This window comes from Mesorhizobium sp. M0968 (assembly GCF_040319065.1).
Taxonomy (GTDB): domain Bacteria; phylum Pseudomonadota; class Alphaproteobacteria; order Rhizobiales; family Rhizobiaceae; genus Mesorhizobium.
Window position 1 is genome coordinate 15,129 of sequence record NZ_JAMYNL010000021.1, and the last position, 25,737, is coordinate 40,865.

Sequence of the window (25,737 nt, forward strand, 5' to 3'; positions counted from 1 at the left end):
CTTGGTTTTTCCCGAGAGAGTTTAAGGGGCCCGAGGGCCCCTTTTTCGTTGATTTGCGACCTCTTACCTCGCAACGTTGAGGTAGTCTCTTCCGCCTATTGACTTCCAATCAATCGCATTTGTTATCCTCTTGATTGCCGGAAATGAATAAGAATAAATGCTGTCGACCTCCGTTCGATGATCGATATCGCGTATCAATTGGGACACAGTCACGCCGTTCAGATATTTTTCGGCGTCCCGATCTTTGATGAAGTCAGTATCAACGCGGAAATAAATCTGAATGGGACCCGCGCAGATATTCAGGTCGATATCATTCATCGATGCGACGTAGAACACCATAGCCTCTTCTGGTGTCCACAGGCCCGCGTCCAGGAATTCCGATGGCTTTGTTCTGCTGTCGAACCCATCCATTGAAAGAGCAAATTCGTCTGTTATTCGTTTGCTCTTGCCGCGAATTTCATACACATGTTCGATCTGAAACCAATTCAGCACATGTGGCGGGTCTTTGTCGAACGAGGCCTCAAGCGTTCCGTAAAACCAGTACTCGGGCACCGCCTCCGCATACTCGGTCAGCCAGCCGTCCGGCGCACCAAGAACCTTGGCAATTTCGATCATCTTCATGCCGGGGTACACAGGCCCCAAAGTGCCGGTCACCAAAAAATCACGGAATGAAACGAGCTGTTTTTTCATTTGCCGACACGGCTTTCCGGTTTCACCTCGACCTATAACCGCTTTGCCGCCCAAAATAATCGGATTTCAGCGGCTTAGCCTTTCATTTTGCACAATCGTCAGGACAATGGCGCCCGACTTGGAGGATTCGGAATGCGCGTTAAACGGCTGTCCCTTGTTCTGATCTGCGCCTTGATGGCGCTGGCCATCGTGCCGGCGGCCAGGCACGCGCTAGCGGAGGAGAACAAGCCAGACCCCGGTTTGTCCGACGTGCTGACGGATCTATTGCATGGCGTCGAAGGCGAAAACGCCACTTCCGGCCCCGACAAGCGCGTGCCGTTCGGCCGCGAGGAGGTGCAACTGTCCTTCGCGCCGCTGGTCAAGCAGACAGCGCCGGCCGTGGTCAATGTCTACGCCTCGCAAACCGCCAAGGTGACGTCGCCCTTCGACGGCGATCCGTTCTTCGAGGAGTTCTTCGGCCGTTCGCAGCCGCGCGCGCAGTCTTCGCTCGGTTCGGGGGTGCTGGTCGATCCCACCGGCGTCGTGGTCACCAATTTCCACGTCGTCAAGAACGCTGACCAGGTCAAGGTAGCGACCGCCGACGGGCGCGAATTCGACAGCAAGGTGCTGCTCAAGGATGAGACGCTCGACCTCGCCGTGCTCAAGATTTCTTCTGACAAGCCGTTCCCGGTGATCGCTATCGGCGATTCCGACGCGCTCGAGGTCGGTGATCTGGTGCTGGCGATCGGCAATCCGTTCGGTGTCGGCCAGACCACCACCAGCGGCATCATTTCGGCGGTGGCGCGCAGCCATATCGGCGTCTCCGATTCCAGCTTCTTCATCCAGACCGACGCCGCCATCAACCCCGGCAATTCCGGTGGCGCGCTGGTCAACATGGGAGGGCAGCTGATCGGCATCAACACGGCGATCTATAGCCGTAGCGGCGGCTCGATCGGCATCGGCTTTGCCATCCCTTCGAACATGGTTCGCGCCTTCGCCGACGCGGCTAAGGCCGGGCTCGACTTCTTCGAGCGGCCGTATGCCGGTGCCGAGTTCGAGGCGGTGACGCCGCAGATTGCCGAATCGCTCGGCATTGACAAACCGACCGGTGCGCTGGTTTCTTCGGTCGAAGAGGCGGGACCCGCGGCCAAGGCAGGGCTCAAGCCTGGCGACGTGGTGCTGTCGCTCAACGGCAAGCCGGTCGAGAGCGTCGGGGCGCTGGACTACCGCATGGCGACGCTGTCGATTGGTACGAATGCCAGCTTCGGCGTCCTGAGCAAGGGTCAGCAGGCGACGATGGACATCGCCCTGGAACGACCGCCCGAAGGCGCCAAGGCTGCGGAGCTCACATTGCGCGGGCGTAGCCCGTTTTCGGGTGCCAAAGTCGCTGAACTGTCGCCACGGCTTGCCCAACGGCTCGGTCTGCGCACCGATGTCAAAGGCGTCACCGTGGTCGACATCAACCGCGATTCGCCCGCTGCCGATTTTGGCTTCCAGCCAGGGGACATCGTGCGTGAGGTCAATGGCCTGACGATCGACAAGGCGGCGACCTTGGAGCAGGTAGCCCAGCAGGATACGCGCTGGTGGCGCTTTACCGTCGAGCGGGGCGGGCAGATACTGCGCCAGGTGTTGCGTTACTGAGCCCGACCGTCAGCATGATCGGGCTCCAGGCAGAAGAAGTTGCATGGCCGATCTGTTCAGTGTCGACGAACCGGAAAAGACGCCGCCCGGCAGGCCGCTGGCGGACCGTCTGCGCCCGAAGAACCTTGGCGAGGTCGTCGGCCAGGAGCATCTGACCGGACCCGACGGCGCGCTGACGCGGCTGATCGGTTCCGGCTCGCTCGGCTCGATGATTTTCTGGGGCCCGCCCGGCACTGGCAAGACCACGGTCGCACGGCTGCTTGCCGGCGAGACAAGCCTCGCCTTCGAACAGATATCGGCGGTGTTTTCCGGCGTTGCCGACCTGAAGAAAGTGTTCGAGGCAGCGAAGCTGCGCCGCTCGAACGGCCGCCAGACGCTGCTGTTCGTCGACGAGATCCATCGATTCAACCGCGCCCAGCAGGACAGTTTTCTGCCCGTGATGGAAGACGGCACCGTCGTGCTGGTCGGCGCCACCACGGAGAATCCGTCCTTCGAGCTTAACGCCGCGCTTTTGTCGCGCGCGCGCGTGCTGGTCTTTCACTCACTCGGCGAGGACAGTATTGCCAAGCTGCTGGCGCGGGCCGAACAGGCAGAGGGCAGGCCGCTGCCGCTCGATGAAGACGCGCGGGCGATGCTCATCCGCATGAGCGACGGCGACGGCCGCGCGGCGCTGACGCTCGCCGAAGAGGTCTGGCGCGCAGCGAAATCAAAGGAGGTGTTCGGCGCCGAAGCTCTGCAGCGCATCGTCCAGCGCCGCGCGCCGATCTACGACAAGGGACAGGACGGCCACTACAATTTGATCTCCGCCTTGCACAAATCGGTGCGCGGCTCCGACCCCGACGCGGCACTCTACTATCTCGCCCGCATGTTCGACGCCGGCGAAGATCCGCTTTATCTCGGGCGCCGGTTGGTGCGCATGGCGATGGAGGATATCGGGCTGGCCGACCCGCAGGCGCTCGTCGTCGCTAACGCCGCCAAGGACGCCTACGACTATCTGGGCTCGCCCGAGGGCGAACTGGCCTTCGCCGAGGCGACCGTCTATCTCGCCACCGCGCCGAAATCCAATGCAGTTTATACCGCGTTCAAGGCTGCCACACAGGCAGCGAAGGAATTCGGTTCGCTGCTGCCGCCCAAGCACATTCTCAATGCTCCGACCAAGCTGATGAAACAGGAAGATTACGGCGCCGGCTATCGCTACGACCACGACGAGCCCGACGCTTTTTCCGGCCAGGACTATTTTCCGGAGAAGATGGGAAGGCAGACATTCTACGACCCGCCCGAGCGCGGCTTCGAGCGCGATATCAGGAAGCGGCTGGATTATTGGGCGAAGCTGCGCAGCGAGCGGGAAAAGTAGCTGCCAGTCGCACACTGGTGTGATCGCCGTTGTCTGGCGGGATAAAAAACCCTATCAAGGTGCGCCTTCGGCCGGCGGACAGGCCAGAAACGTACCGACGATATTCAGAACGGAATCGCGCCTGGCGCGTGGAAAAATGACAAAAAGAACTCGCAAGACCCTCCGGAAGTTCGCCATAGCGATCCCGCTGCTGGCGCTCGGCTTCTATTTCATTCCCATCCTGACGACAATTTTCATTGTCCTCGGCCTGATCGACGTGTTGCGCAACGACAACAAGAACTGGGCCCTGTTCAGTGGTTATTTCCTCGGCAACGGCATCTTCACCTGGCTGCTTTCGCCCTTCAATCTGCTGGTCGATCTGCTGTGCTACAGAAACCGCGGTGTCTGGAAACTGGACCAGTTTCCTCCGGACTATCAGCGTGAGGTCAACGAGGTTCTGGACGTCTTCAAAGCGCGCAAGGACGAGATCATCGCCGATATCGACGCCAATTTCGGCAGCGGCCGGCGCGGCATGTATGTCTACCAGTGGTATGGCAAGCACAAAATCGACAACGTTGCCGAATTCAACAAGGATTTCAAATACATCAAGACCATCGCCGTGTCGGTGTTTAGGGGCAGGGAATCGACCTCCTGGCATTTCGGACCGCTGCGGCTCAGCCTGCGCATTCTCTACAATCTTCTCCCGGTGAAGGCCGAGGTTTTCGTCGAGTGCAACAACGCCAGGAACTACTGGCACGACAATCCGCTCTATATTTTCGACGACACGCTGCTGCACCGATCGGTCAACGAATATGATGGGCGCCGCTACTGCGTGTTCATGGACATCATCCGGCCATCGCCATTTCCCGGCATGATTGCCGCTCTTCTCGCCATCGTTTCGGTCAGCGTCGAGCGCATCAATGCCATGTTCTACAAGAACTGGAAGATGATCGGCTCCAGCAAGCCGAAGAAGGCCGGAGCCGCCTGACACCATGGTGTGACCGGCGCGAGGGAGCACGATGTATCATCTGTTGCTTGTCTGCCTTGGTGGCGCGATCGGTGCAATGGCCCGCTTCTTCCTGTCCGGCTTCGTCGCCCGCCGGGTCGGCGAGACCTTTCCCTGGGGCACTATGGCCGTCAATGTCTCGGGAGCGTTTGCAATCGGCGTCGTTGCGCATGCGGTGGCGCGCGACGGCATGCCCGCCATCTGGGCCTTTACCGTTACCGGCGGCCTCGGCTGCTATACCACGGTTTCTTCCTTCAGCCTGCAGACGCTGGCGCTGGCGCGCGAGGGCGAATGGCGGCGCGCCGGCGGAAATGTGCTGCTTTCGGTTTTTCTAAGCCTCGGCGGCGTGACGCTGGGCTTTGCCGCCGGAAGTCTTCTGATTGGCAGCGGGGCGCGGTGAGCGGCCCGCGGAAGCTCCGCCACGACGGGACGGACGCTGCCGCGGCAGGGCAGGCGGCGCGCCTCATTGGCCGTCGCAGAACCAACGAAACGGTTCGGCTCTATGCGACCGTGGCCGCAGGCAGCATGATCGGCGGTGTGTTGCGGGCGCTTGCCTCATCGACGAGCACTGCCCTGTGGGGCGCTGGATTTCCCTTCGGCACGCTCCTCGTCAATATTGTTGGCTCGTTCCTCATCGGCTTCTACGCGACATTGACGGGACCGGATGGTCGCGTCTTCGCCGGTCCGCTGCAACGTCAATTCTTCATGGCCGGCTTCTGCGGCGGCCTGACGACCTTCTCCGCTTTCAGCCTTGAAACACTCATCCTCGCGCAAGGCGGGAGGTTTGTGGCGGCGGGACTCAATATCGCGATCTCCGTGGTGGCCTGGCTTGCCGCCGTCTGGCTTGGCCACATCTTTGCAGTTCGGCTCAACCGGCTGAGAGGGTCCAGGCAATGAAGATACCAACACAGGCACAATTGCTGCGCATCTTTATCGGCGAAAACGACAGGGCAGATGGCCGTCCGCTGTATGAGGTTATTGTGCTGAGGGCCCGCGAAATGCAGATAGCCGGCGCGACCGTCCTGCGCGGCGCGATGGGGTTCGGCCATTCCAGCCGGCTTCACACCACGAAGATCCTCCGCCTATCGGAGGATCTGCCACTCGTCATCGAGATCGTCGATGACGAGGAAAAATTGGCCGCTTTCCTGCCCGTGCTTGAAACAATCATGACAAGTGGTTTGATTACGCTGGAGAAAGTTCAGGTTCTGCAATATGGAACCGACAACGAATAAGCGAGTGAGATTGCGGGTACCGGCGAATGCCGTTGCATGCCTGCAAAACGGCGATTGGAATCATGGCAGGCGTTGAACAGATCACAGTGGACGCCGGCGAGGCGGGCATGCGGCTCGATCGCTGGTTCAAGAGCCATTTCCCCGGTCTCGGTTTCGGTCATCTGCAGAAGCTGCTGCGTTCCGGCCAGATCCGCGTCGACGGCGGCAGGGTGAAGGCCGATACCCGCGTCGAAGCCGGCCAGACGGTGCGTGTGCCGCCGCTCGAAGTTGACAAGAAAGGCGAAAGCCCGCTCACCGGTCATTCGATCCGCAACCAGGGCGACGCCGACGTTTTGGCAAAGATGCTGATCCATGAGGACCCGAAGGTCTTCGTCTTCAACAAGCCGGCCGGCCTGGCAGTGCAGGGCGGCTCGGGCGTCACCCGCAATGTCGACGACATGCTGGAAGCCTGGCGCAACCAGAAGGGCGAGAAGCCGCGCCTGGTGCACCGGCTCGACCGCGATACGTCGGGTGTGCTGGTTGTCGCTCGTACAAGGCTCGCCGCCATGAAGCTCGCCGAAGCGTTCCGGGCGCGTGAGACGAAGAAAACCTACTGGGCACTGGTCAAGGGCGTGCCGCCGAAGCGCGAGGACAAGATCTCGACCTGGCTGATCAAGGAACCGACGCCCGACGGCGATCGTGTGCGTATCGCCAAGCATGGCGAAAAGGGCGCCGATCACGCCGTCTCCTATTACCGCATAGTCGAGCAGGCGGCGCAGACGCTGTCCTGGCTGGAAATGGAACCCTATACCGGGCGCACCCACCAGCTTCGCGTCCATGCCGCCCATATCGGTTGCCCGATCATCGGCGACCCCAAATATTTCGAGGCCGACACCAATTGGGATTTTCCAGGCGGCATGCAGAACCGGCTGCATCTGCACGCGCGCCGCATCGTTATCCCGCATCCCGACAAGGGCTTTGTCGACGTCACCGCACCGATGCCGCCGCATATGCGCCAGAGCTGGAACCTGCTCGGTTTCGACGAGCAGAGTGCCGAGGACTAGCGCTGGTGGGCGTCGCCACAGAAACCCTCGACCGCCGTGACGCGGTCGATCTGGCGGCAGCCGCCATCATGTTTGGGCTGACTTTTTCCTGGGGGCTGAACTACGTCGCCGCCAAGATCTCCTATGCCGGCTACGATCCCGTTTTCCTGTCGATCGCCCGCTCGGTGATCGGCGGCTTGTGTGTTTTCGGCTGGTGCCGCTGGCGCGGCATTGCGCTGTTCACGCCCGACAAGACCCTCGTCGCCGGCATTCTGGCAGGCGCGCTTTTCGGTCTCGAGTTCCTGTTTCTCTATGTCGGGCTCGAGCATACCACTGTCGTGCGCAACACTTTGCTGGTCAACACCATGCCGTTCTGGATGTTGGTCGGCGGTCATTTCCTGCTGGGCGAAAGCATCACGGCACGCAAGCTCGTTGGTCTTCTGCTCGCTTTCGCTGGATTGATCGCGGTGTTTTCGGATAAACTGAGCGCCAATGGCGGCGCAACATTGGGTGGCGATTTGCTCAGTCTCGGTGCCGGCATTCTGTGGGCCGTGACCAATATCGTCATCAAGCGGTCGAAGCTGGTGACGGCCAGCGCCGAAAAGCTGCTGCTCTATCAGCTGGCCGGAGCCGCTGTCGTCGGCATTTTGGTGATGCCCTTTGCCGGGCCGCCCGTCCGCAACTTTACTCTTCTGCCGACCTTGGCTCTGCTGTTCCAGGCCGTCTATGTCGTCGCCTTCACCTATGTGCTGTGGTTCTGGCTGCTGCGGCGCTACCCTGCATCTGGACTGTCGAGCTTCACTTTCCTGTCGCCGGTATTTGGTGTGCTGTGCGGCGCCGTGTTCTTGAACGAGCCGCTGACCGTTCGTATCTTCCTGGCACTCGCCCTGATCGCCGCCGGACTCATCATCGTCAACCGGCCGGCCCGAAAACAAAGTCCCGGATGAGCATGCGCGATATATTGAACGATCTCGAAGCTGGAAAGCTGCTCTCTGATCCGGACCCGGTGCGTCGCGCCCAGATCCAGATGAAGACGCCGCTGCCGAAGCGCTTCTACAAGACCGTCGCGGTAGCACCGGTCGAAGACGGTTTTGCCGTCCATCTCGATGGCAAGCCCGTCCGCACGCCGGCCAAGGCGCTGCTGGAGCTGCCGACCGAAAAGGCGGCTGCTCTCGTCGCCGAGGAATTCGCCGCACAGGAGGAGACCATCAACCCGGTGACGATGCCGGTGATGCGTCTGGTCAATACGGCAATCGATGGCGTCGCCAGTGATCCCCAGGCCGTGCTGGAGGACATCCTGCGCTTTGCCTCGTCCGATCTGCTCTGCTACCGCGCCGATGCGCCCAAAGGACTCGTCGACCGGCAGAACGAGCATTGGGATCCGGTCATCGACTGGGTGCGCAGCGCGCTCGGCGCCCGGTTCCATCTTGCCGAAGGCGTGATCCATGTCGAACAGCCGCGCGAGAGTATCGCGCTGCTTGGCCAGCATCTTGCCCAACGTGCCGATCCGCTGCGCCTTGCCGCCATCCACGTCATGACGTCGCTGACCGGATCGGCGCTGCTGGCGCTGGCCGTCGACTTCGGCGAGCTCGACGGCGAGGCGGCCTGGGCTGCCGGTCATGTCGACGAGGACTGGCAGGCCGAGCAATGGGGCCATGATGCCGAGGCCGTCGCGCACCGCGCGGCCCGCAAGCGCGACATGATGGCGGCAGTCACGCTGCTCGAAGCTCTCAAAGGCTGACCGCACCGTCGTTTCTATTTCGCACTGCACATTAGACCAAAGTCATAATCCCAAAGACGGTCTGCCTCTGGACGGCGCTTTCTGTCATTTTTTGTACTGGTGGCTGCACTGAGTCTGCGTTCCGAGGAAACGCGGACGATGACGCGCAGCATCGAGGACTGACGGAATCACACGGGAGGATACGCTCATGGCAATGGCATCGACCGCCGGCAAAACAAGCCGCGGCATGACGCGCGAGGAGAAGAAGGTCATCTTCGCTTCCTCGCTCGGCACCGTTTTCGAATGGTACGATTTTTATCTCTACGGCTCGCTGGCAGTGTTCATTGGTTCGACTTTTTTCAGTCCAACCATTCCGGAAGCGACGCGCAATATTTTCGCGCTGCTGGCGTTTGCCGCTGGCTTCCTCGTGCGCCCGTTCGGCGCACTGCTGTTCGGCCGCATCGGCGACCTTGTCGGCCGTAAATACACTTTCCTTGTCACCATGACGATCATGGGGCTGTCGACCTTCCTGGTCGGCTTGCTGCCTGGCTATGCGACTTTGGGCATCGCCGCTCCCGTGATCCTGATCATCTTGCGCATGTTGCAAGGCCTGGCGCTCGGTGGCGAGTATGGCGGTGCCGCCACCTATGTTGCCGAGCATGCACCCGACGATCGCCGCGGCTACTACACGTCGTGGATACAGACGACGGCAACGCTCGGCCTGTTCCTGTCGCTGATCGTCATCCTGATCGTCCAGGGGTCGATGACCAAGGAAACCTACGCCGCCTGGGGCTGGCGCATTCCGTTCATCGTTTCCTTCCTCCTCCTCGGCATTTCGATCTGGATCCGGCTGTCGCTTTCTGAATCGCCGACCTTCCAGCGCATGAAGGACGAAGGCAAAGGCTCCAAGGCGCCGCTGTCAGAAGCCTTCGGTCAGTGGAAGAACGCCAAGATCGCGCTGCTGGCGCTGCTCGGCCTCACGGCCGGTCAGGCCGTAGTTTGGTACAATGGCCAGTTCTACGCGCTGTTCTTCTTGCAGAACGTGCTCAAGGTCGATCCGCAATCGGTCAACATCATGATCGCGATTGCTCTGGCTGTTGGCTCGATCTTCTTCGTCGTGTTCGGCTGGCTCTCCGACAAGATCGGCCGCAAGCCGATTATCATGGCCGGCCTTGCACTGGCGATCGTCTGCACCTTCCCGTTGTTCAAGGCGCTGACCTGGGCAGCCAACCCGGCGCTCGCCACAGCGCAGCAGAACACCCGTGCGACGGTGACCGCGGCACCGGGAGACTGCAAGTTCCAGTTCAACCCGGTGGGCACGGCGAAGTTCACCACGTCCTGCGATATCGCCACCTCGTTTCTGACCAAGAACTCGGTGCCTTATGACGTAGTGGCCACGGCAGCGCCCGGCACTGCTGCGTCGGTCAAAATCGGCAACGAGACGGTTGAGTCGTATGACGCTACCGCAGCCGGCGATCAAGCCAAGGCCAAGGACGCTGTTTTCGCCAAGGCGGTAAACACGGCGCTTCAGGACGGCGGCTATCCGCTGAAACGGGCAGCGGCGAAGGTGCCGGATCAGAAGCTCGAAGCCTTCATCGCGGCCAATCCCGAACTGAAGCTCGATGCGGCCGCGATCCGCGCCGGCGAGAAGGCGATGGTTCCGACCGACCAGGCGGTCAAGGACAAGCTGCTGACTGCCGATGAGGCTGCGGGAGCTCCCGAGGTCACCGTCTACACCGTACCGGGCGGCGGTCCCTTCGCCATGTTCGCCGACCCGGCGGCGGTCAACTGGCCGATGACGATCGGTATCCTGCTCATCCTCGTGATCTTCGTCACGATGGTCTACGGGCCGATCGCCGCGATCCTGGTCGAGATGTTCCCGACCCGCATCCGCTACACCGGCATGTCGCTGCCCTACCATATCGGCAATGGCTGGTTCGGCGGGCTGCTGCCGGCGACGGTGTTCGCGCTCAGCGCCTACAAGGGCGATATCTACTACGGACTCTGGTACCCGGTGGTGATCGCGGCGATGTCGCTGATCATCGGCATGATCTTTGTCAGGGATACGCTCGGAACGGACCTGCACACCAAACAGTAGCCGGCCTGCCCGGTTCAAAGCAAAGCCCGGCGCGAGCGATCGCGCCGGGCTTTTTCAATTTATCGAGCGCAGGGCTTAGCTCTTCCGATCCTGGTTCGCTTCCTCGATCGCTGCCTCATGATACCAGGCACTTCCGAAATCCGTGCGGTTGCGCAACGAAGCAAGTTCTGCCGCGAACTTAGCCTTTCCGCTTAAATTTGAGGCAGAAGCGCGCGCTGCCACGGGGAACATCAGGATTTTGGCCGACTGACGAGTGGAAGTGATTTCCATTGTCGGTTTCCTTTCTTCGACAGAACCTTGCCGATTCAACCTTTCCCCAACATAGGTTCAGCAATCGAAATAGGCAATATGATTACGAAAAGATCAGTACTTGCATATTATTTGTGCAAAATGTGCTTGTGGATGATCCGAACGCAGCATGACGGCGGACCAGCGATTTTGGGCGGATACAACCTCACTTTTGCCGCATCCATCGCCGGCGAGAATGGCACACGAATTGCATTTTAGTAATCCGGCAGGTCGGCTGCTGGATAGGCCGGCTCGCCCCGGCGCCATCCAGGGTTCGGTGATCAAGCAACGAGAGGCTAGAATGACGAAATACAAGCTCGAGTACATTTGGCTCGATGGATACACCCCGGTTCCCAATCTTCGCGGAAAGACGCAGGTCAAGGACTATGCCGAGTTTCCGACGCTCGACCAGCTTCCGCTGTGGGGCTTCGACGGTTCTTCGACCATGCAGGCCGAGGGCCACAGCTCCGACTGCGTTTTGAAGCCGGTCGCCGTGTATCCCGATCCGGCCCGCACCAATGGCGCGCTCGTTATGTGCGAGGTCATGATGCCCGATGGCGTGACGCCGCATGCGTCCAACAAGCGCGCCACCATTCTCGACGACGAGGGCGCCTGGTTCGGCTTCGAGCAGGAATATTTCTTCTACAAGGACGGCCGTCCGCTCGGCTTCCCCGAGAGTGGCTATCCGGCGCCGCAAGGCCCGTACTACACCGGCGTCGGCTACAGCAATGTCGGCTCCGTCGCCAGGCAGATCGTCGAGGAGCATCTCGACCTTTGCCTTGCCGCCGGCATCAACCATGAAGGCATCAACGCCGAAGTGGCCAAAGGCCAGTGGGAATTCCAGATCTTCGGCAAGGGCTCCAAGAAGGCCGCCGACCAGATGTGGATGGCACGCTATTTGATGCAGCGCCTGACCGAGAAATACGGCATCGACATCGAATATCACTGCAAGCCGCTCGGCGACACCGACTGGAACGGCTCGGGCATGCATGCCAACTTCTCGACAGCCTATATGCGCGAAGTCGGCGGCAAGGCGTATTTCGAAGCGCTGATGGCGGCTTTCGACAAGAACCTGATGGATCACATCGCCGTCTACGGGCCGGACAACGACAAGCGTTTGACCGGCAAGCACGAGACCGCGCCGTGGAACAGGTTCAGCTACGGCATCGCCGACCGCGGCGCCTCGATCCGCGTGCCGCACTCCTTCATCAACAACGGCTACAAGGGCTATCTCGAAGATCGCCGGCCGAACTCGCAGGGCGACCCCTACCAGATCGCCTCGCAGATATTGAAGACGATCGCCTCCGTCCCGACCAGCGCCGAGGTTTCGGCAGCGGCTTGAGCATTCGTCATGGCGTGGACCTCAGGTCTGCGCTGTGACTTTCTCTCCAATCGCACCACAATAAAAAACCCCGGCGTCCCTGCCGGGGTTTTTTCTATTGGCTGCAACGATCCGGATCACACCGAATAATACATATCGTATTCGACCGGATGCGGGGTCATTTCGAAGCGCATTACCTCGGCCATCTTGAGCTCGATATAGCTGTCGATCTGGTCGTCGTCGAATACGCCGCCGGCCTTCAGGAAGCCGCGGTCCTTGTCGAGGCTCTGCAAAGCCTCGCGCAGCGAGCCGCAGACGGTCGGGATTTTCTTCAATTCCTTCGGCGGCAGGTCGTAGAGATCCTTGTCCATCGGCTGTCCCGGGTGGATCTTGTTCTTGATGCCGTCAAGGCCGGCCATCAGCATGGCGGCGAAGGCAAGATAGGGGTTCGCGCCCGGATCGGGGAAGCGGACCTCGACGCGCTTGGCCTTCGGCGACGAGCCGAACGGAATGCGGCACGAGGCCGAGCGGTTGCGTGCCGAATAGGCGAGCAGCACCGGCGCTTCATAACCCGGCACCAGGCGCTTGTAGGAGTTGGTCAGCGGGTTGGTAAAGGCGTTGATCGCCTTGGCATGCTTGATGATGCCGCCGATATAGAACAGGCAGCTCTCGGACAGGCCGGCATATTCGTTGCCGGCGAAGGTCGGCTTGCCTTCCTTCCAGATCGACTGGTGGACATGCATGCCCGAGCCATTGTCGCCGAACACCGGCTTCGGCATGAAAGTGGCCGTCTTGCCGTAGGCGTTGGCGACCTGGTGCACGACATATTTATAGATCAGCATCTTGTCGGCGTTGCGGACCAGCGTGTCGAACTTGATGCCGAGCTCGTGCTGGGCGGCGGCCACTTCGTGATGGTGCTTTTCAACGCGCACGCCCATCTCGGCGAGCACGGTGAGCATTTCCGAGCGCATGTCCTGCGCCGAATCGACCGGCGGCACCGGGAAATAGCCGCCCTTGATGCGCGGCCGATGACCGAGGTTGCCGGTCTCGTAGTCGGTGTCGTCATTGGACGGCAGTTCGGTCGAATCCAGCCTGAAACCGGTGTTGTAAGGATCGGCCTTGTACTTGACGTCGTCGAACACGAAGAACTCGGCTTCAGGACCGACGAAGATTTGGTCGCCGATGCCTTCGGCCTTCATGTAGGCCTCGGCTTTTTTAGCGGTGCCGCGCGGGTCGCGATTGTAGGACTCCCCGGAGATCGGATCGAGGATGTCGCACAGGATGACCATGGTCGACTGCGCGAAGAACGGGTCCATATGCACCGTATCGGAATCCGGCATCAGCACCATGTCGGACTCGTTGATCGCCTTCCAGCCAGCGATCGAGGAACCATCGAACATGACGCCATCGGCAAACATGTCTTCCTCGACCTCGACGACATCCATCGTAACGTGCTGCAGTTTGCCCTTCGGATCGGTGAAGCGCAGATCGACGAACTTAACGTCGTTGTCCTTGATCTGCTTCATGATGTCTTTGGCTGTCGTCATGTCCCTGCTTCCCTATGTGATGACGTTTTGAACATGGCCTTTTAACGGGAAAATTCAGACGGCGTCCATGCCGGTTTCCCCGGTGCGGATGCGCACCACTTCCTCGATGTTGGAGACGAAGATCTTGCCGTCGCCGATACGGCCAGTCTGGGCCGCCTTGCGGATGGCTTCGATCGCTGCTTCGACCGCATCGTCGCCGAGCACGACTTCGATTTTCACCTTCGGCAGGAAGTCGACGACATATTCGGCGCCGCGATAAAGCTCGGTATGGCCCTTCTGGCGGCCAAACCCTTTGGCCTCGGTAACGGTGATACCTTGCAGACCGGCCTCCTGAAGCGCTTCCTTCACTTCGTCTAGCTTGAACGGCTTGATGATCGCTTCGATCTTTTTCATGTAAAAAGTGGCCTCCACTGCCAAAAAAGACGGGTTGTGAGCCCCGCTTGCGCCTCAATCAAGCACGAACTGTGCCAATTGATGGGGTGCCGGGTGGGCTCACATGATTTGGATACCATGCTACGCGGGAATGTACATTCGCGTCATTCCCTGCGTCGGATGCGCCAGGAACGCCGCGAGCCTACACACCGCCGGTCCCGTCGTCCGCACAAAAAATGGGCAGATCGGGTATTTCATGGGCAGCTGTGGACCTCCGACTCGTCGCTCCGGGCATTGCCGGTGTGTTTCATAACCTTCGTAGTTTGCGTCGGATCAAAAACTGGACAATGCTTCGGCAGATGATGTGCATGTCGCCCGCATGAGCCACGAACTTCTTTCTCCGTCCGAAATGGCCGAGGCCGACCGGCTGGCGATTGCCGCTGGTCCATTCGACGGCATTGGCCTGATGCGCAATGCCGGCGCTGCGGTTGCTGCCGTGGTGCTCAAGCGCTACCCGAACGCAACGCGCGTCCACGTGCTTTGCGGCCCCGGCAACAATGGCGGCGACGGCTATGTCGTTGCGCGCCTCCTTCGGGAGAGCGCCGTCGATGTCTCTGTGTGGGCGTCCGGATCGCCCAAAGGTGATGCGGCACTCGCTGCGTCGGAATGCCCGGCTAAAGCTCGGCCGCTGTCGGATTTCGTTGCCGAGATGGGCTCGGTCGTGGTTGACGCGGTCTATGGGGCGGGGCTGTCCAAGCCGCTGTCCGGCGACGCCACCAAGGTGATCGACATTGCGGCGGAATTGAACTTGCCGGTCGTCGCGGTCGACCTGCCGTCGGGCGTTTCAGGCGAGAGCGGCAATGTCCTCGGTCAGGCTTTCCACGCCCGAATCACCGTGACCTTCGCGCGAAAAAAGCCAGGCCATCTTTTGTTGCCGGGGCGCGAGCTGTGCGGCGAAATCGTGCTCGCTGATATCGGCATAAGCGACAGTGTTGTTGCGCAGCTTGAACCACGAACATTCGAGAACATTCCGGCGCTCTGGCTTGGCCGCTTTCCGGTTCCGGCCGTCGACGCCCATAAGTATAAACGCGGCCATGTCGGCGTCTTTTCCGGCGGGCCGTCGGCGACGGGTGCTGCGCGGCTGTCAGCGCTTGCCGCGGCCAGGAGCGGGGCAGGGGCCGTCACCTTGCTGTCGCCGGCGAACGCCATCCATGTGAACGCGGCGCATCTGACCTCGATCATGCTGCGCAAGCTAGACACTGTCGCGGATGTGGACGAATTCGTCGGCAGCCGCCGGCCATCGGCCTTCGTGCTCGGCCCAGGATTTGGCATTGGTGAGAAGACGCGCGAATTCGCCCTGGCCGTGCTGAATGGCGCTCGTGGGCAAGACGGTGGGATCGACGGACTGGTGCTCGACGCCGACGGCGTCACCTCGTTTCGCGACGCGACGGATGCCCTGTTCGAAGCCGCCAGCCGGCCGAGCGCGCCGGCTCTGGTGATGACGCCGCATGACGGCGAATTCGCCAGGCTTTTTTCAGATATCGCCGAGGACAAGGACCTGTCCAAACTCGCCAAGGCACGCGCCGCAGCCGAACGGGCCAACGCCACTCTCGTCTACAAGGGTGCCGACACTGTGATTGCGGCCCCCGATGGCCGGGCAGCGATCAACGGCAATGGCGCGCCTTGGTTGGCCACCGCCGGTTCGGGCGACGTGCTGTCGGGTATCATCGCCGCGCTGCTGGCGCAGGGCATGCCGGCCTTTGAAGCGGCCTGTGCGGCAGTCTGGATCCATGCCGGGGCCGGCAGCCGTTTCGGACCGGGGCTGATCGCCGAGGACCTGTCGCTGGCGCTGGTGCCGGTCCTGCGCGAGCTCGTTGAAAGCCGCGGGAAGGCTGCCGAATGAACCGCCTGATTGCGCTGCTCGTTGCGATCATTAGTGCCATATCCATGGCGCAGGCCGCGAACGCCGGAACTCCGCTGACCATCATCGACGACCCGGCCGTTCTCGCCCAGCTTGACAGCAAGGGCTTTGGCCTCGCCGGCATTTTCGGCGTCAATGACAACGGCGATTTGAAGACGCTTTATGACAAGGCTCCGGCCTATCACGCGATCGTCGAAACGATTGCAAGCGACGTCGCGGCATTGCGGGCCGAGATGAAGGCCGGCGGCCGGCCGCTTTACGAAGTGACCGACGGCAATGTTGGCCGCGTCATGGACATGCGCTGGCTGAGGACCGAGGCCGCACGCTTCCGCCTTGTCGGCGTGGTCAACCGGCTCGACCGGCGCGACTTCGCCGCGTTGCAAGGCGACACGAGTTGCGGCGAAGTGCGCTTCATCTATCGCCTCGCCTACAGCTTCAAGAAGAACGGCAAGGTTTTGGCCTCGCGCCTGCCGTTCAATTTCAGTGCCGTCTACGATGCCGCGCCGGATGCCGACGGCGGTTGTGTCGGCGTCGCCGGACGCTGGGCACCACAACTCGACGAGAGCGTCGATGCCGGCTGGCTGACCGGTGGGCCGCTGGAAAGGACGGCGCTCACCTTCAAGCAGCTCGAGCTCAATGCGCAAGTGGTGCGCTTCCCCTCCGGCCAGGAGACCGAATTCGGCGGGCAGGCTGCCTATCTCATGCGAATTTTCGGCATCGACGGAGCGGCTGTCAGCGAAAAGCCGCTGGAAAACACGCCCGACACGGCACGTCTCGCCGAAGACGCTGCGCTGAAAGCAAGACTTGCCGACTATGTCCGCACCAATGTCGCGGCGGTCGATCTCGGCGTCTACGAGATTCCCGAGGAATTCCTGGCAAGGAAGGTCATCTCTTGGTCGACCTTCGGCAGTGCGCGGCAGGCCAACCACCTGTTCACGCCACTGTTCCAGTCCGCGGATTTCGCTGGTGTCGATTTCTCTGCGCTGAAGCTGGTGCGCACGCCGGAGGCACTGGTCGAGCGGCTGGACAACGGCGCCTGCCAGGGCTGCCATCAGGCGGGTTCGACCGCCGGCTTCCATTTCATCGGACTTGACGACAAGACGACCTCGCCGCTCAACCGCATCGAGGTCGGCATCTCGCCGCATCTCCACGCCGACATCCCGCGCCGCGTCGCCTGGCTGCACGCGACTGCCGACGGCAAGGAACCGAACCGCTTCCGCCCGCTGTCCTTCGCGCCGCCGGCGACATGGACCGATGCCGGCGAAATTGCCTATTCGCCGGCCGAAATGGCGATGCCGTGCCTGATGCCACAGGATGCGGCCCGCTTCGGCGCGACATGGCAATGCGGTGGCGGCACCGTCTGCACGCCGTTGACAACCGCGTCCGGCGTGCGCACCAAGCTGGCGCAATGCCTGTTGCCCAAGGACAGCGAAGATATGTTTTCCGGCCACCCTTGTTTAACGGGATCCATCGCCAGCAACCCGGCACAGCCTTTCAATGACCGGTATACCATCACCGGTCAGTTCGCCGCGTTCGCGCCGGGCATTTCGCGCGCCGCCTACACCTGCCGACCGCCGAAGATCGGTGTGCCGGCGGGTATCGCCTATCGCGGCTGCGATGACCGGGATCGCAGCTTTGCCGCCTTCAAGACGGGCAAGCCGATGCCGAACGAGATTTGCGGGCTGGTTGGCGGCAAGAAATTCGACACCTGCGTGGCGACCAATAATTTCGACCAGTGCCTGGGCGGCGCCGTCAATCGCGGCAATCGTCCTGCCTGCTCGGCCGACCATTTCTGCCGAGAGGATTACATGTGTCAGTCGCTGCCGCCGGATACACCCGGTATCGGCAAAGTGAAGGGCATCGGCTTCTGCTCGCCGACCTACTTCATCTTCCAGATGCGCATCGACAATCACGCCACGCCGTGGTCGGGCGCCGTCCGCGCGACGATGGGAGCCGGGTTCGGAGCAGCGGAAGCGGAATAGGCCGACGACTCTGACATTGGCCGCAGTAGCTCCAGGCGGACAGCTATCGATCGAGGTCGTCGGCGATGTTCGATGTCCATTCACCGTCGAAATGCCGGACGCGTTCGGCGACGACCTCATCGCTCAGCAGGCTCGACAAGGCGGAAACCAGAACTGGTTCTATCTTTGGAGCCGAGCTAAATCCAAGAGCAGTCAAGCGTTCGGACCAGGGCGGATGATCCGCGCTTTCGTTATCTGGCGCGTCCCAGGCCTTTTGCGCATATTCTTGCAGGATGGGAAGCCTCGACAGGTGACTGGCGGCCGCCAGAATTCTTTCGAGTGGTGGACGAGGCGGTACCACGGTGCCAAGCAGTTCACGTTTAAGCGGAATATACACTTGGTCATCGAAGAACGCACTGGCAGCACCGATCAGCAGCAGGGCGCGCGCCGTTTCATATGCATCGCCGGACATCGCTGCATGACGATCTGCGTCAATTTCCGCCCGCCGCGACAACCGTATTTCTTCGCGCTCCAGCGTGCGCGACAGCGGGCCAAGCATCCAGTAGAACAGGCTGCCCGAAACGGTTTTTCCCGGTGGGGCGAAGTCGAAGATTAGATCGAAGCTCTTTTCGAGTTCGGCCAGGTTGAGCCCGCCATTTGTATCTTTATTTTTCAGATGGGCGTCCTCATGGGCCAAGATCGCCGCAAACCCCTTTTGGTCGGTCGCTGCGAGCAGCGGCAGGCCCACGGTGAGAATTGCCCTGCGACCAAGCAGGCCCAGAAACGGCCGCTCTTCACCGATGCTAGCGTTGAGATCGTCGCTCAGGATGATGCTCGTGCGGCTGGCGCGGTGTTTGCCGGCAATACTCTCCCAGACAGCCCACAATTTCGCGGCTGATTCCCGAGTAATCCCGTCCACCTTGCTGGGTCGAAAACCGGCGAACAATGTCCCGATCAACAGAACGATGGCCAGCATCGCGGCTGGGATTGCAACAACGCCAGTCGCGATGACAGCGAGCGGATAGCAATCGAGGAACCAGAACCACAGGAGTATTGGGCAAAACAGCGGCAGGGCGAAGAGCAGGATGGCAAACCTGCCGAAACGCGCTCCTACATCGAGGACCAGGCGCGACATCAACGCCTCACAGCGGAATGTTGTCGTGCTTCTTCCAGGGGTTTTGCATATCCTTATTGCGCAGCATCCTGAGCGCGCGGGCGATGCGGCGGCGGGTCGAATGCGGCATGATCACCTCGTCGACATAGCCACGCTCGGCGGCAACGAAGGGGGATAGGAAGCGATCCTCGTAAGCTTTTGTGTGCGCTGCAATTTTCTCCGCGTCGCCGATATCCTTGCGATAGATGATCTCGACTGCGCCCCTGGCGCCCATCACCGCAATCTGCGCCGTTGGCCACGCATAGTTCATGTCACCGCGCAAATGCTTTGACGCCATGACGTCATAGGCGCCGCCATAGGCCTTTCTGGTGATGACGGTGATCTTTGGCACGGTCGCTTCGGCATAGGCGAACAGAAGCTTGGCGCCGTGCTTGATCAACCCGCCATATTCCTGCGCGGTGCGGGGCTGGAACCCCGCCACGTCGACGAAGGTGACGATCGGGATCGCGAAGCAGTCGCAGAAGCGCACGAAACGAGCCGCCTTGCGGCTGGCATCCGAATCGAGCACGCCGGCCAGCACCATCGGCTGGTTGGCGACGAAGCCGACGGTGCGGCCTTCGATACGGCCGAAGCCGGTGACGATGTTTTTCGCAAAATTCTGCTGGATCTCGAAGAAGTCACCCTCGTCGGCAACTTTAAGGATCAACTCTTTGATGTCGTAGGGTTTGTTGGCATTGTCGGGGATCAGCCTGTCGAGCGACAGATCGTGATCGGTGACCGACTGGTAGCATTCGATCTCGGGAATTTCCGCCGTGTTGGAAGCGGGCAGCAGATCGACCAGCCGGCGCATCTGCAGCAGCGCCTCGACGTCATTGTCGTAGGCTCCGTCGGCGATCGAGGACTTCGTCGTGTGGATAGAAGCGCCGCCGAGGCTTTCGGCGGTGACCGTCTCGTTGGTTACGGTCTTCACCACATCCGGCCCGGTGACGAACATGTAGGAGGTTTCGCGAACCATGAAGATGAAGTCAGTCATCGCCGGCGAATAGACATCGCCGCCGGCGCAGGGGCCCATGATCAGTGAAATCTGCGGGATGACGCCAGAGGCCAGTACATTGCGCTGGAAGATCTCGGCATAGCCGCCGAGCGCCGCCACGCCTTCCTGGATGCGGGCGCCGCCGGCGTCGTAAAGGCCGATGATCGGCGCGCGATTGCGCAGCGCCATCTCCTGGACCTTGACCACCTTTTCGGCATGGGCCTCGGACAGCGAGCCGCCGAACACGGTGAAATCCTTGGCGAAAAGATAGACCGGGCGACCGTTGACGGTGCCCCAGCCGGTAACGACGCCGTCGCCGGCGATCTTGGTTTTCTCCATGCCGAAATCGGTCGAGCGGTGCTCGACATACATGTCGAACTCCTCGAACGAGCCCTCGTCGAGAAAGACGTCTATGCGTTCGCGGGCGGTCAGCTTGCCCTTCTTGTGCTGGGCGTCGATGCGGGCCTGGCCGCCGCCCATGCGGGCGATCTCGCGGCGGCGCTCGAGTTCCTTCAGCACGTCCTTCATGACCGGTCCCCGAAACGGAAAGCTGCATTGTGGTAATCATGCCCGCGAGAGAGCGCAAGCGCCGCTTCCTCATGGCTTTTGCTGCGCTGCAACATCAGGCCCCTTGCATTTCGATGCGAACTGGGCCATATGCGGCGGCATAGGCGCTTGGGCCGGGACACTCCGGCCTTCTCGATGAATGAGACTGGTTGCGTCTGTTTTCCCTCTTCCCGACATATCGGCAAGGTGGCGAAAAAGCCCCGTGGCATGAAGCCTGCGGGCACGACAGCGCAGCCGTGCGGACGATGACGTCCGCCCGCCTTGTCGTTTCATGACAATTTTCGACGGCAGGTTGCGCCCTGCCGCCATCGATGTTTGCGGCCAGGAGCCGCATGAAAGAAGAATATTTTGACCAATGAAAACACTTTGACCGGTAAGGACACTGCGGAACCGAACGGTTTCGCCGCACTTGGAATCACCGGCGCACTGCTCAAGGCCACCAATGCCGCCGGCTTTACCGATCCGAAGCCGATCCAGGCCCAGGCGATCCCGCCGCAGCTCGAAGGCCGCGACATTTTCGGCATCGCCCAGACCGGCTCGGGCAAGACGGCGGCGTTCGCGCTGCCGATCCTGTCGAAGATCATCGCACTTGGTACCAAGCGCCGGCCGAAGACGGCCCGAGCGCTGATCCTGGCGCCGACACGTGAACTCGCGGTGCAGATCGAGGAGATGATCAAGCTGCTCGCCAAGGGCGCGCATGTCTCGACCGCGCTCGTGCTGGGCGGCGTCTCGCGCTTCAGCCAGGTGAAGAAGGTTGCGCCCGGCGTCGACATCCTGATCGCAACGCCCGGTCGGCTGACCGACCTTGTGCGTGAAGGCGACCTGATGCTTGCCGACACCAAATGGCTGGTGCTCGACGAAGGCGACCGCATGCTCGACATGGGCTTCATCAACGACGTGAAGCGCATCGCCAAGGCGACGGCGCCGGACCGTCAGACGGTGCTGTTCTCGGCGACCATGCCGGCCGAAATCGCCGAACTGGCGAAAGGCCTGCTGAAGAACCCGATTCGCGTCGAAGTCGCTCCTCACAGCACCGCGGCCGCCGAGATCGTGCAGGGCGTCGTCTTTGCCCGCACCAAGCAGAAGCGCCAGGTGCTGGCCAACATGCTTGCCGATGAGGCGATGAAGTCCGTCATCATCTTCTCGCGCACCAAGCATGGCGCCGACAGGGTGACCAAGGATCTCGAGCGCGACGGCTTCAAGGCCGCCGTCATCCACGGCAACAAGTCGCAGAATGCCCGTCAGAAGGCACTCAACGATTTCCGTGAGGGTTCGGTGCGCATTCTCGTGGCGACCGACATTGCGGCACGCGGCATCGACGTGCCCGGCATCAGCCATGTGGTGAATTTCGACCTGCCGGACGAGGCGGAGAGCTATGTCCACCGCATCGGCCGCACCGGCCGCAACGGCATGGACGGCATCGCCATCACACTCTGCGACCCGTCTGAAAACAGCAAGCTGCGTCAGGTCGAGCGCATCATCCGCACCAAGCTGCCGATCGTTGCCGACCATCTCGGCAGCCCCGATCCGCAGCGCAATCCCGCCGAGAAGAACGAGCGCAGCTTCGAACCGGCCAACGATCGCAACGACCACAATGGCCGTCGCGACGGCAGGCGGCCCGGCGGCGCAAACAACGGCTTCGGCAAGAAGCGGTTCGGCGACAAGCCGGCCTTTGCGGGCGAGCGCAAGCCGGAAGGCGCCAAGCCCTTCAAGGGCAATAACAAGCGCCGCTTCGGCGGCAAGCGGCCAGCAGCGCGGGCCGCATAATCTGACCGTGTTGCGGTCGGCCAAGCCTGGCTTGGTCACACACGATTGAAGAGAGCGACCGGAGCGATGCTTCGGTCGCTCTCTTGCTTTGGGGGCCTTTGGTTCACTTTACCACCGCCTCGATCCACACGACGATCCGCTGCGCGAGGAAAACCGTGGTCGATGGCGACAGCGCGTCGCCGGCAATGGCGTGGTTGTCCGGGTCGCCGGTATCGTCGACCGGTACCAATTCATGTGCGGCGCCCCAGCGACCCGCAAACACGATCGCTCGCCCATCACCGATCCTACTCGACTGGCGGCTTGCGGTCGAAATTCAGCGGCCGCGCATTCCAGCGGGTGACCGTGCTGATCACCCATCGGCAGAACGGCCTCGGCAGCATCCTGAGCAGTTTCAGCGTCCAACTCAGGCGGCGTGGGAAAGTGACTTCGAAGCCGCCGTATTCGATGCCTTGCGCGATGCGGCGCGAGGCCAGATTGACCGGCATCAAGCCCGGCATCGGCAGGAAGTTCTTTTCGGTCAGCCGCGTGTCGACAAAGCCTGGATTAATCACCTGGATGCGGACGTTCATCTTGTCGAAATCGTATTTCAGCGACTCGGCCAGGATATTGACCGCCGCCTTGGTGCCACCATAGGCGGCGGTGGTGGGCCAGCCGAAATAGGCGGTGACCGAACCGATCAGCACGACGTGGCCGCGCGAGCGCACGCGCATGCGTTCGATGACCGGCAGCAGGCCGTTGATGATGCCGAAATAATTGACTTCGAAAGACCGACGAAAATTGCGCGCGACAAGATCCTCGCCCGGCGTTGCGATATAGCTTCCCGCGTTGAACACTGCCAACACGATCGGACCGAGATCTTTCTCGATCGCCGCAACCGTCTTTGCCATGCGTTTTTCGTCGGTCACGTCGCAGGGAAAGGCTGCGACACGGCCCGCCATCTGCGCCGTTTCGACGATGAGCGTATCGATCGGATGGTCATCTGGCGCAGTCACCGCGACGACATAGCCCCGAGCGGCAAGATCCTTGGCCAGCGAACGGCCGATACCGCTGCTGCCGCCCGTAATCCAGGCGACGCCATGCTTCGGATTGGCCCGATAGAGTGTCATGTTGCGCCCCGCCGGCTCTTCTTAGCCTGTGCTCTACCGGTGAAGAAATCGAATGAAAAGAGTGCTTTTCGGTACATGGTTGAAATGAATACCGATCGGGCGCTCCTGGCTGCAGCAATTGCAGTGTGCGAAATGCGACTGGACCAGGCAAATTCTTGCCTTGAAACCGAAGCTTCGGGTTTCTAGGGTTTCGCCGCACCCACAAAGGAATCTCCATGCCCCGTTCTGTGATCGACGTGATCGGCAACACGCCCCTGATCCGCCTCAACAAGGCCTCGGAAGCAACCGGCTGCGAGATCCTGGGCAAGGCCGAATTCATGAATCCCGGGCAGTCGGTAAAGGACCGCGCCGGCCTGTTTATCATCCGCGACGCGGAGCAGCGCAGGCTGCTGCGGCCCGGCGGAGTCATCGTCGAGGGGACGGCCGGAAATACCGGCATCGGATTGACACTGGTTGCCAAGGCGCTCGGCTACCGCACGGTGATCGTCATTCCCGACACCCAGAGCCAGGAGAAGAAGGATACCATCAAACTGCTCGGCGCCGAGTTGATCGAAGTGCCCGCCGTGCCTTACAAGAACCCGAACAACTACGTGAAGCTGTCGGGCCGGCTGGCCGAGCAGATGGCCAAGAGCGAGCCGAACGGCGCGATCTGGGCCAACCAGTTCGACAATGTCGCCAACCGTGACGGCCATATCCGCACCACGGCCGAAGAAATCTGGAACCAGACCGACGGCAAGGTGGATGGTTTCGTGTCGGCGGTCGGTTCCGGCGGCACTCTGGCAGGCGTCGGTTTCGGGCTGAAGGCCAAAAACAACCAGGTCAAGATCGCGCTGGCCGATCCGCTGGGGGCAGCGCTCTATTCCTTCTACACCAGCGGCGAGCTGAAATCCGAGGGCAGTTCGATCACCGAAGGCATCGGGCAGGGGCGGATCACCGCCAACCTCCAAGGCTTTACACCCGATTTTGCCTTCCAGATCCCCGACGAGGACGCGCTGCCGATCGTATTCGACCTGATCCAGGAGGAGGGGCTTTGCGTTGGCGGTTCGACGGGCATCAACATTGCCGGCGCCATTCGCCTGGCGCGCGAGCTAGGCCCCGGCCACACTATCGTGACCATGCTTTGCGACTACGGCACGCGCTACCAGTCGAAGCTGTTCAATCCTGAATTCCTGCGCGAAAAGAAGCTGCCGGTGCCGGGGTGGATGGAGCAACAGAGCACGATTTCAGTACCGTTCGAAAGGGTTGCGTGATGGCGCACAAGACCGAAGCGCTGTTTCGTGACGACGCCTATCTGGGGACGGCCGACGCCACCGTCGTCGCAGTCAATGATCGCGGCGGCATCATTCTGGACCGGACGGTGTTTTACGCCACATCGGGCGGGCAGCCGGGCGACACCGGCAGCCTCGAACGCGCCGACGGCACCGGCATAGCGATTGCCGCTACGATCACCGGCGAAACCAAGGACGAGATCATCCATGTACCGGCGCCGGAGCAGGCAGTTCCAAAGGTGGGCGAGCGCATGAGGCTTGCCATCGACTGGCCGCGGCGGCAGTTGCTGATGCGCATGCATTCTGCCTGCCACCTGCTTACCGTCGTCTGTCCGTTCCCGATCACCGGCGCCGCGGTTTCCGAGGACGACAGCCGTATCGATTTCGACATCCAGGATGCCGGCTTTACCAAGGAAGGCGTGACGGCCAGACTGATGGAACTGGTGCGAGCCGACCACCCGATCTTCACCCGGCTCATTTCCGACGAGGAACTGGCATCCAATCCGGGCCTGGTGAAATCCAAGAATGTGCGGCCTCCGGCCGGCACGGGAAGGATCCGATTGGTCTGCATCGGCGAGAACGCTTCGATCGACAGCCAGCCTTGCGGCGGCACCCATGTAAAGAGCACCAGCGAAATCGGCGAGATCCATATCGGCAAGATCGAGAAGAAGGGCCGCGAGAACCGGCGCTTCCGCATTCGCTTTGGTCCTATGCCGCCAGCCTGATATAGGACTGCGACGGGCGGGACAGG

Annotated in this window: 24 protein-coding genes; 16 read left to right on the top strand and 8 right to left on the bottom strand. The window is 61.4% G+C overall.

Annotated elements, in window-relative coordinates; genetic code table 11:
- Positions 1 to 63: 63 nt before the first annotated feature.
- A complete protein-coding gene (locus NKH67_RS26165) occupies positions 64 to 690 on the bottom strand; it encodes a hypothetical protein (RefSeq protein WP_352502955.1) in 627 nt (208 codons plus the stop codon).
- A 132-nt stretch (positions 691 to 822) separates the two neighbouring features.
- Here NKH67_RS26165 and NKH67_RS26170 point away from each other — a divergent pair, with 132 nt between their 5' ends.
- The 10 genes from NKH67_RS26170 to NKH67_RS26215 all read left to right on the top strand — a co-directional run bounded on the left by NKH67_RS26170 (position 823) and on the right by NKH67_RS26215 (position 10,721).
- Positions 823 to 2,310 (top strand): DegQ family serine endoprotease, encoded by a 1,488-nt coding sequence (locus NKH67_RS26170; protein ID WP_352502954.1) that lies wholly within the window; start codon positions 823 to 825, stop codon positions 2,308 to 2,310.
- Between the two features lie 43 nt (positions 2,311 to 2,353).
- Positions 2,354 to 3,664 (top strand): replication-associated recombination protein A, encoded by a 1,311-nt coding sequence (locus tag NKH67_RS26175; protein ID WP_352502953.1) that lies wholly within the window; start codon positions 2,354 to 2,356, stop codon positions 3,662 to 3,664.
- 136 nt (positions 3,665 to 3,800) lie between these two features.
- The gene (locus NKH67_RS26180) at positions 3,801 to 4,631 is read left to right on the top strand and encodes an aspartyl/asparaginyl beta-hydroxylase domain-containing protein (protein ID WP_352451041.1); all 831 of its coding nucleotides are present in this window, start codon (positions 3,801 to 3,803) and stop codon (positions 4,629 to 4,631) included.
- Between the two features lie 31 nt (positions 4,632 to 4,662).
- A complete protein-coding gene (gene crcB, locus NKH67_RS26185; protein ID WP_352451040.1) occupies positions 4,663 to 5,049 on the top strand; it encodes a fluoride efflux transporter CrcB in 387 nt (128 codons plus the stop codon).
- Positions 5,050 to 5,174: 125 nt separating this feature from the next.
- A complete protein-coding gene (locus NKH67_RS26190; protein WP_352451039.1) occupies positions 5,175 to 5,546 on the top strand; it encodes a CrcB family protein in 372 nt (123 codons plus the stop codon).
- Positions 5,543 to 5,881 carry a DUF190 domain-containing protein gene (locus tag NKH67_RS26195; protein ID WP_352451038.1) on the top strand — a complete coding sequence of 113 codons (339 nt, stop codon included), beginning with the start codon at positions 5,543 to 5,545 and terminating at the stop codon, positions 5,879 to 5,881. The genes NKH67_RS26190 and NKH67_RS26195 overlap by 4 nt, the downstream gene beginning before the upstream one ends.
- Before the next feature lie 62 nt (positions 5,882 to 5,943).
- The gene (locus NKH67_RS26200; RefSeq protein ID WP_352451037.1) at positions 5,944 to 6,924 is read left to right on the top strand and encodes an RluA family pseudouridine synthase; all 981 of its coding nucleotides are present in this window, start codon (positions 5,944 to 5,946) and stop codon (positions 6,922 to 6,924) included.
- 68 nt (positions 6,925 to 6,992) lie between these two features.
- Positions 6,993 to 7,850, top strand: coding sequence for a DMT family transporter (locus NKH67_RS26205; protein WP_502893808.1), 858 nt, complete (start codon positions 6,993 to 6,995; stop codon positions 7,848 to 7,850).
- Positions 7,851 to 7,852: 2 nt separating this feature from the next.
- On the top strand, positions 7,853 to 8,644 hold the full coding sequence (locus tag NKH67_RS26210) for an ATP12 family chaperone protein (protein ID WP_352451034.1): 792 nt from the start codon (positions 7,853 to 7,855) through the stop codon (positions 8,642 to 8,644).
- A 187-nt stretch (positions 8,645 to 8,831) separates the two neighbouring features.
- Complete coding sequence (locus NKH67_RS26215) at positions 8,832 to 10,721, top strand: MFS transporter (protein WP_352502951.1); 1,890 nt, start codon at positions 8,832 to 8,834, stop codon at positions 10,719 to 10,721.
- A gap of 75 nt (positions 10,722 to 10,796) precedes the next feature.
- On the opposite strand, the gene NKH67_RS26220 is transcribed toward NKH67_RS26215, so the two are convergent.
- Positions 10,797 to 10,991, bottom strand: coding sequence for a DUF2735 domain-containing protein (locus tag NKH67_RS26220; RefSeq protein WP_352451032.1), 195 nt, complete (start codon positions 10,989 to 10,991; stop codon positions 10,797 to 10,799).
- Between the two features lie 319 nt (positions 10,992 to 11,310).
- On the opposite strand from NKH67_RS26220, the gene NKH67_RS26225 reads away from it, so the two are divergent.
- The gene (locus tag NKH67_RS26225) at positions 11,311 to 12,351 is read left to right on the top strand and encodes a glutamine synthetase beta-grasp domain-containing protein (RefSeq protein ID WP_023717535.1); all 1,041 of its coding nucleotides are present in this window, start codon (positions 11,311 to 11,313) and stop codon (positions 12,349 to 12,351) included.
- Positions 12,352 to 12,467: 116 nt separating this feature from the next.
- On the opposite strand, the gene glnA is transcribed toward NKH67_RS26225, so the two are convergent.
- Positions 12,468 to 13,877, bottom strand: coding sequence for a type I glutamate--ammonia ligase (gene glnA / locus NKH67_RS26230; RefSeq protein ID WP_023675115.1), 1,410 nt, complete (start codon positions 13,875 to 13,877; stop codon positions 12,468 to 12,470).
- Between the two features lie 54 nt (positions 13,878 to 13,931).
- On the bottom strand, positions 13,932 to 14,270 hold the full coding sequence (locus NKH67_RS26235; RefSeq protein ID WP_019857988.1) for a P-II family nitrogen regulator: 339 nt from the start codon (positions 14,268 to 14,270) through the stop codon (positions 13,932 to 13,934).
- A gap of 358 nt (positions 14,271 to 14,628) precedes the next feature.
- Here NKH67_RS26235 and NKH67_RS26240 point away from each other — a divergent pair, with 358 nt between their 5' ends.
- Entirely contained in the window at positions 14,629 to 16,152 is a 1,524-nt protein-coding gene (locus tag NKH67_RS26240; RefSeq protein WP_352502949.1) for an NAD(P)H-hydrate dehydratase, read from the top strand.
- Positions 16,149 to 18,152, top strand: coding sequence for a hypothetical protein (locus NKH67_RS26245; RefSeq protein ID WP_352502948.1), 2,004 nt, complete (start codon positions 16,149 to 16,151; stop codon positions 18,150 to 18,152). Before NKH67_RS26240 ends, NKH67_RS26245 begins: the two co-directional genes overlap by 4 nt.
- A gap of 43 nt (positions 18,153 to 18,195) precedes the next feature.
- Here NKH67_RS26245 and NKH67_RS26250 read toward each other — a convergent pair whose 3' ends face one another.
- Together NKH67_RS26250 and NKH67_RS26255 are read right to left on the bottom strand one after the other, a co-directional pair.
- Positions 18,196 to 19,266, bottom strand: coding sequence for a M48 family metallopeptidase (locus tag NKH67_RS26250; RefSeq protein WP_352502947.1), 1,071 nt, complete (start codon positions 19,264 to 19,266; stop codon positions 18,196 to 18,198).
- A 7-nt stretch (positions 19,267 to 19,273) separates the two neighbouring features.
- Positions 19,274 to 20,806, bottom strand: coding sequence for an acyl-CoA carboxylase subunit beta (locus NKH67_RS26255; RefSeq protein WP_353032027.1), 1,533 nt, complete (start codon positions 20,804 to 20,806; stop codon positions 19,274 to 19,276).
- Between the two features lie 387 nt (positions 20,807 to 21,193).
- Between NKH67_RS26255 and NKH67_RS26260 the strand changes: the two genes are divergently transcribed.
- Positions 21,194 to 22,612 (top strand): DEAD/DEAH box helicase, encoded by a 1,419-nt coding sequence (locus NKH67_RS26260; protein ID WP_352502945.1) that lies wholly within the window; start codon positions 21,194 to 21,196, stop codon positions 22,610 to 22,612.
- Positions 22,613 to 22,715: 103 nt separating this feature from the next.
- Here the strand turns inward: NKH67_RS26260 and NKH67_RS26265 are convergent, their stop codons facing one another.
- Positions 22,716 to 22,874 carry a hypothetical protein gene (locus NKH67_RS26265; protein WP_502893806.1) on the bottom strand — a complete coding sequence of 53 codons (159 nt, stop codon included), beginning with the start codon at positions 22,872 to 22,874 and terminating at the stop codon, positions 22,716 to 22,718.
- A 22-nt stretch (positions 22,875 to 22,896) separates the two neighbouring features.
- Positions 22,897 to 23,718: an SDR family oxidoreductase gene (locus tag NKH67_RS26270; protein ID WP_352502944.1), complete on the bottom strand. Its 822-nt coding sequence runs from the start codon at positions 23,716 to 23,718 to the stop codon at positions 22,897 to 22,899.
- 215 nt (positions 23,719 to 23,933) lie between these two features.
- On the opposite strand from NKH67_RS26270, the gene NKH67_RS26275 reads away from it, so the two are divergent.
- Both NKH67_RS26275 and NKH67_RS26280 read left to right on the top strand, forming a co-directional pair.
- On the top strand, positions 23,934 to 24,968 hold the full coding sequence (locus NKH67_RS26275) for a cysteine synthase A (protein ID WP_352457507.1): 1,035 nt from the start codon (positions 23,934 to 23,936) through the stop codon (positions 24,966 to 24,968).
- Positions 24,968 to 25,711 carry an alanyl-tRNA editing protein gene (locus tag NKH67_RS26280; RefSeq protein ID WP_352502943.1) on the top strand — a complete coding sequence of 248 codons (744 nt, stop codon included), beginning with the start codon at positions 24,968 to 24,970 and terminating at the stop codon, positions 25,709 to 25,711. Before NKH67_RS26275 ends, NKH67_RS26280 begins: the two co-directional genes overlap by 1 nt.
- The last annotated feature ends 26 nt before the right edge of the window (positions 25,712 to 25,737 follow it).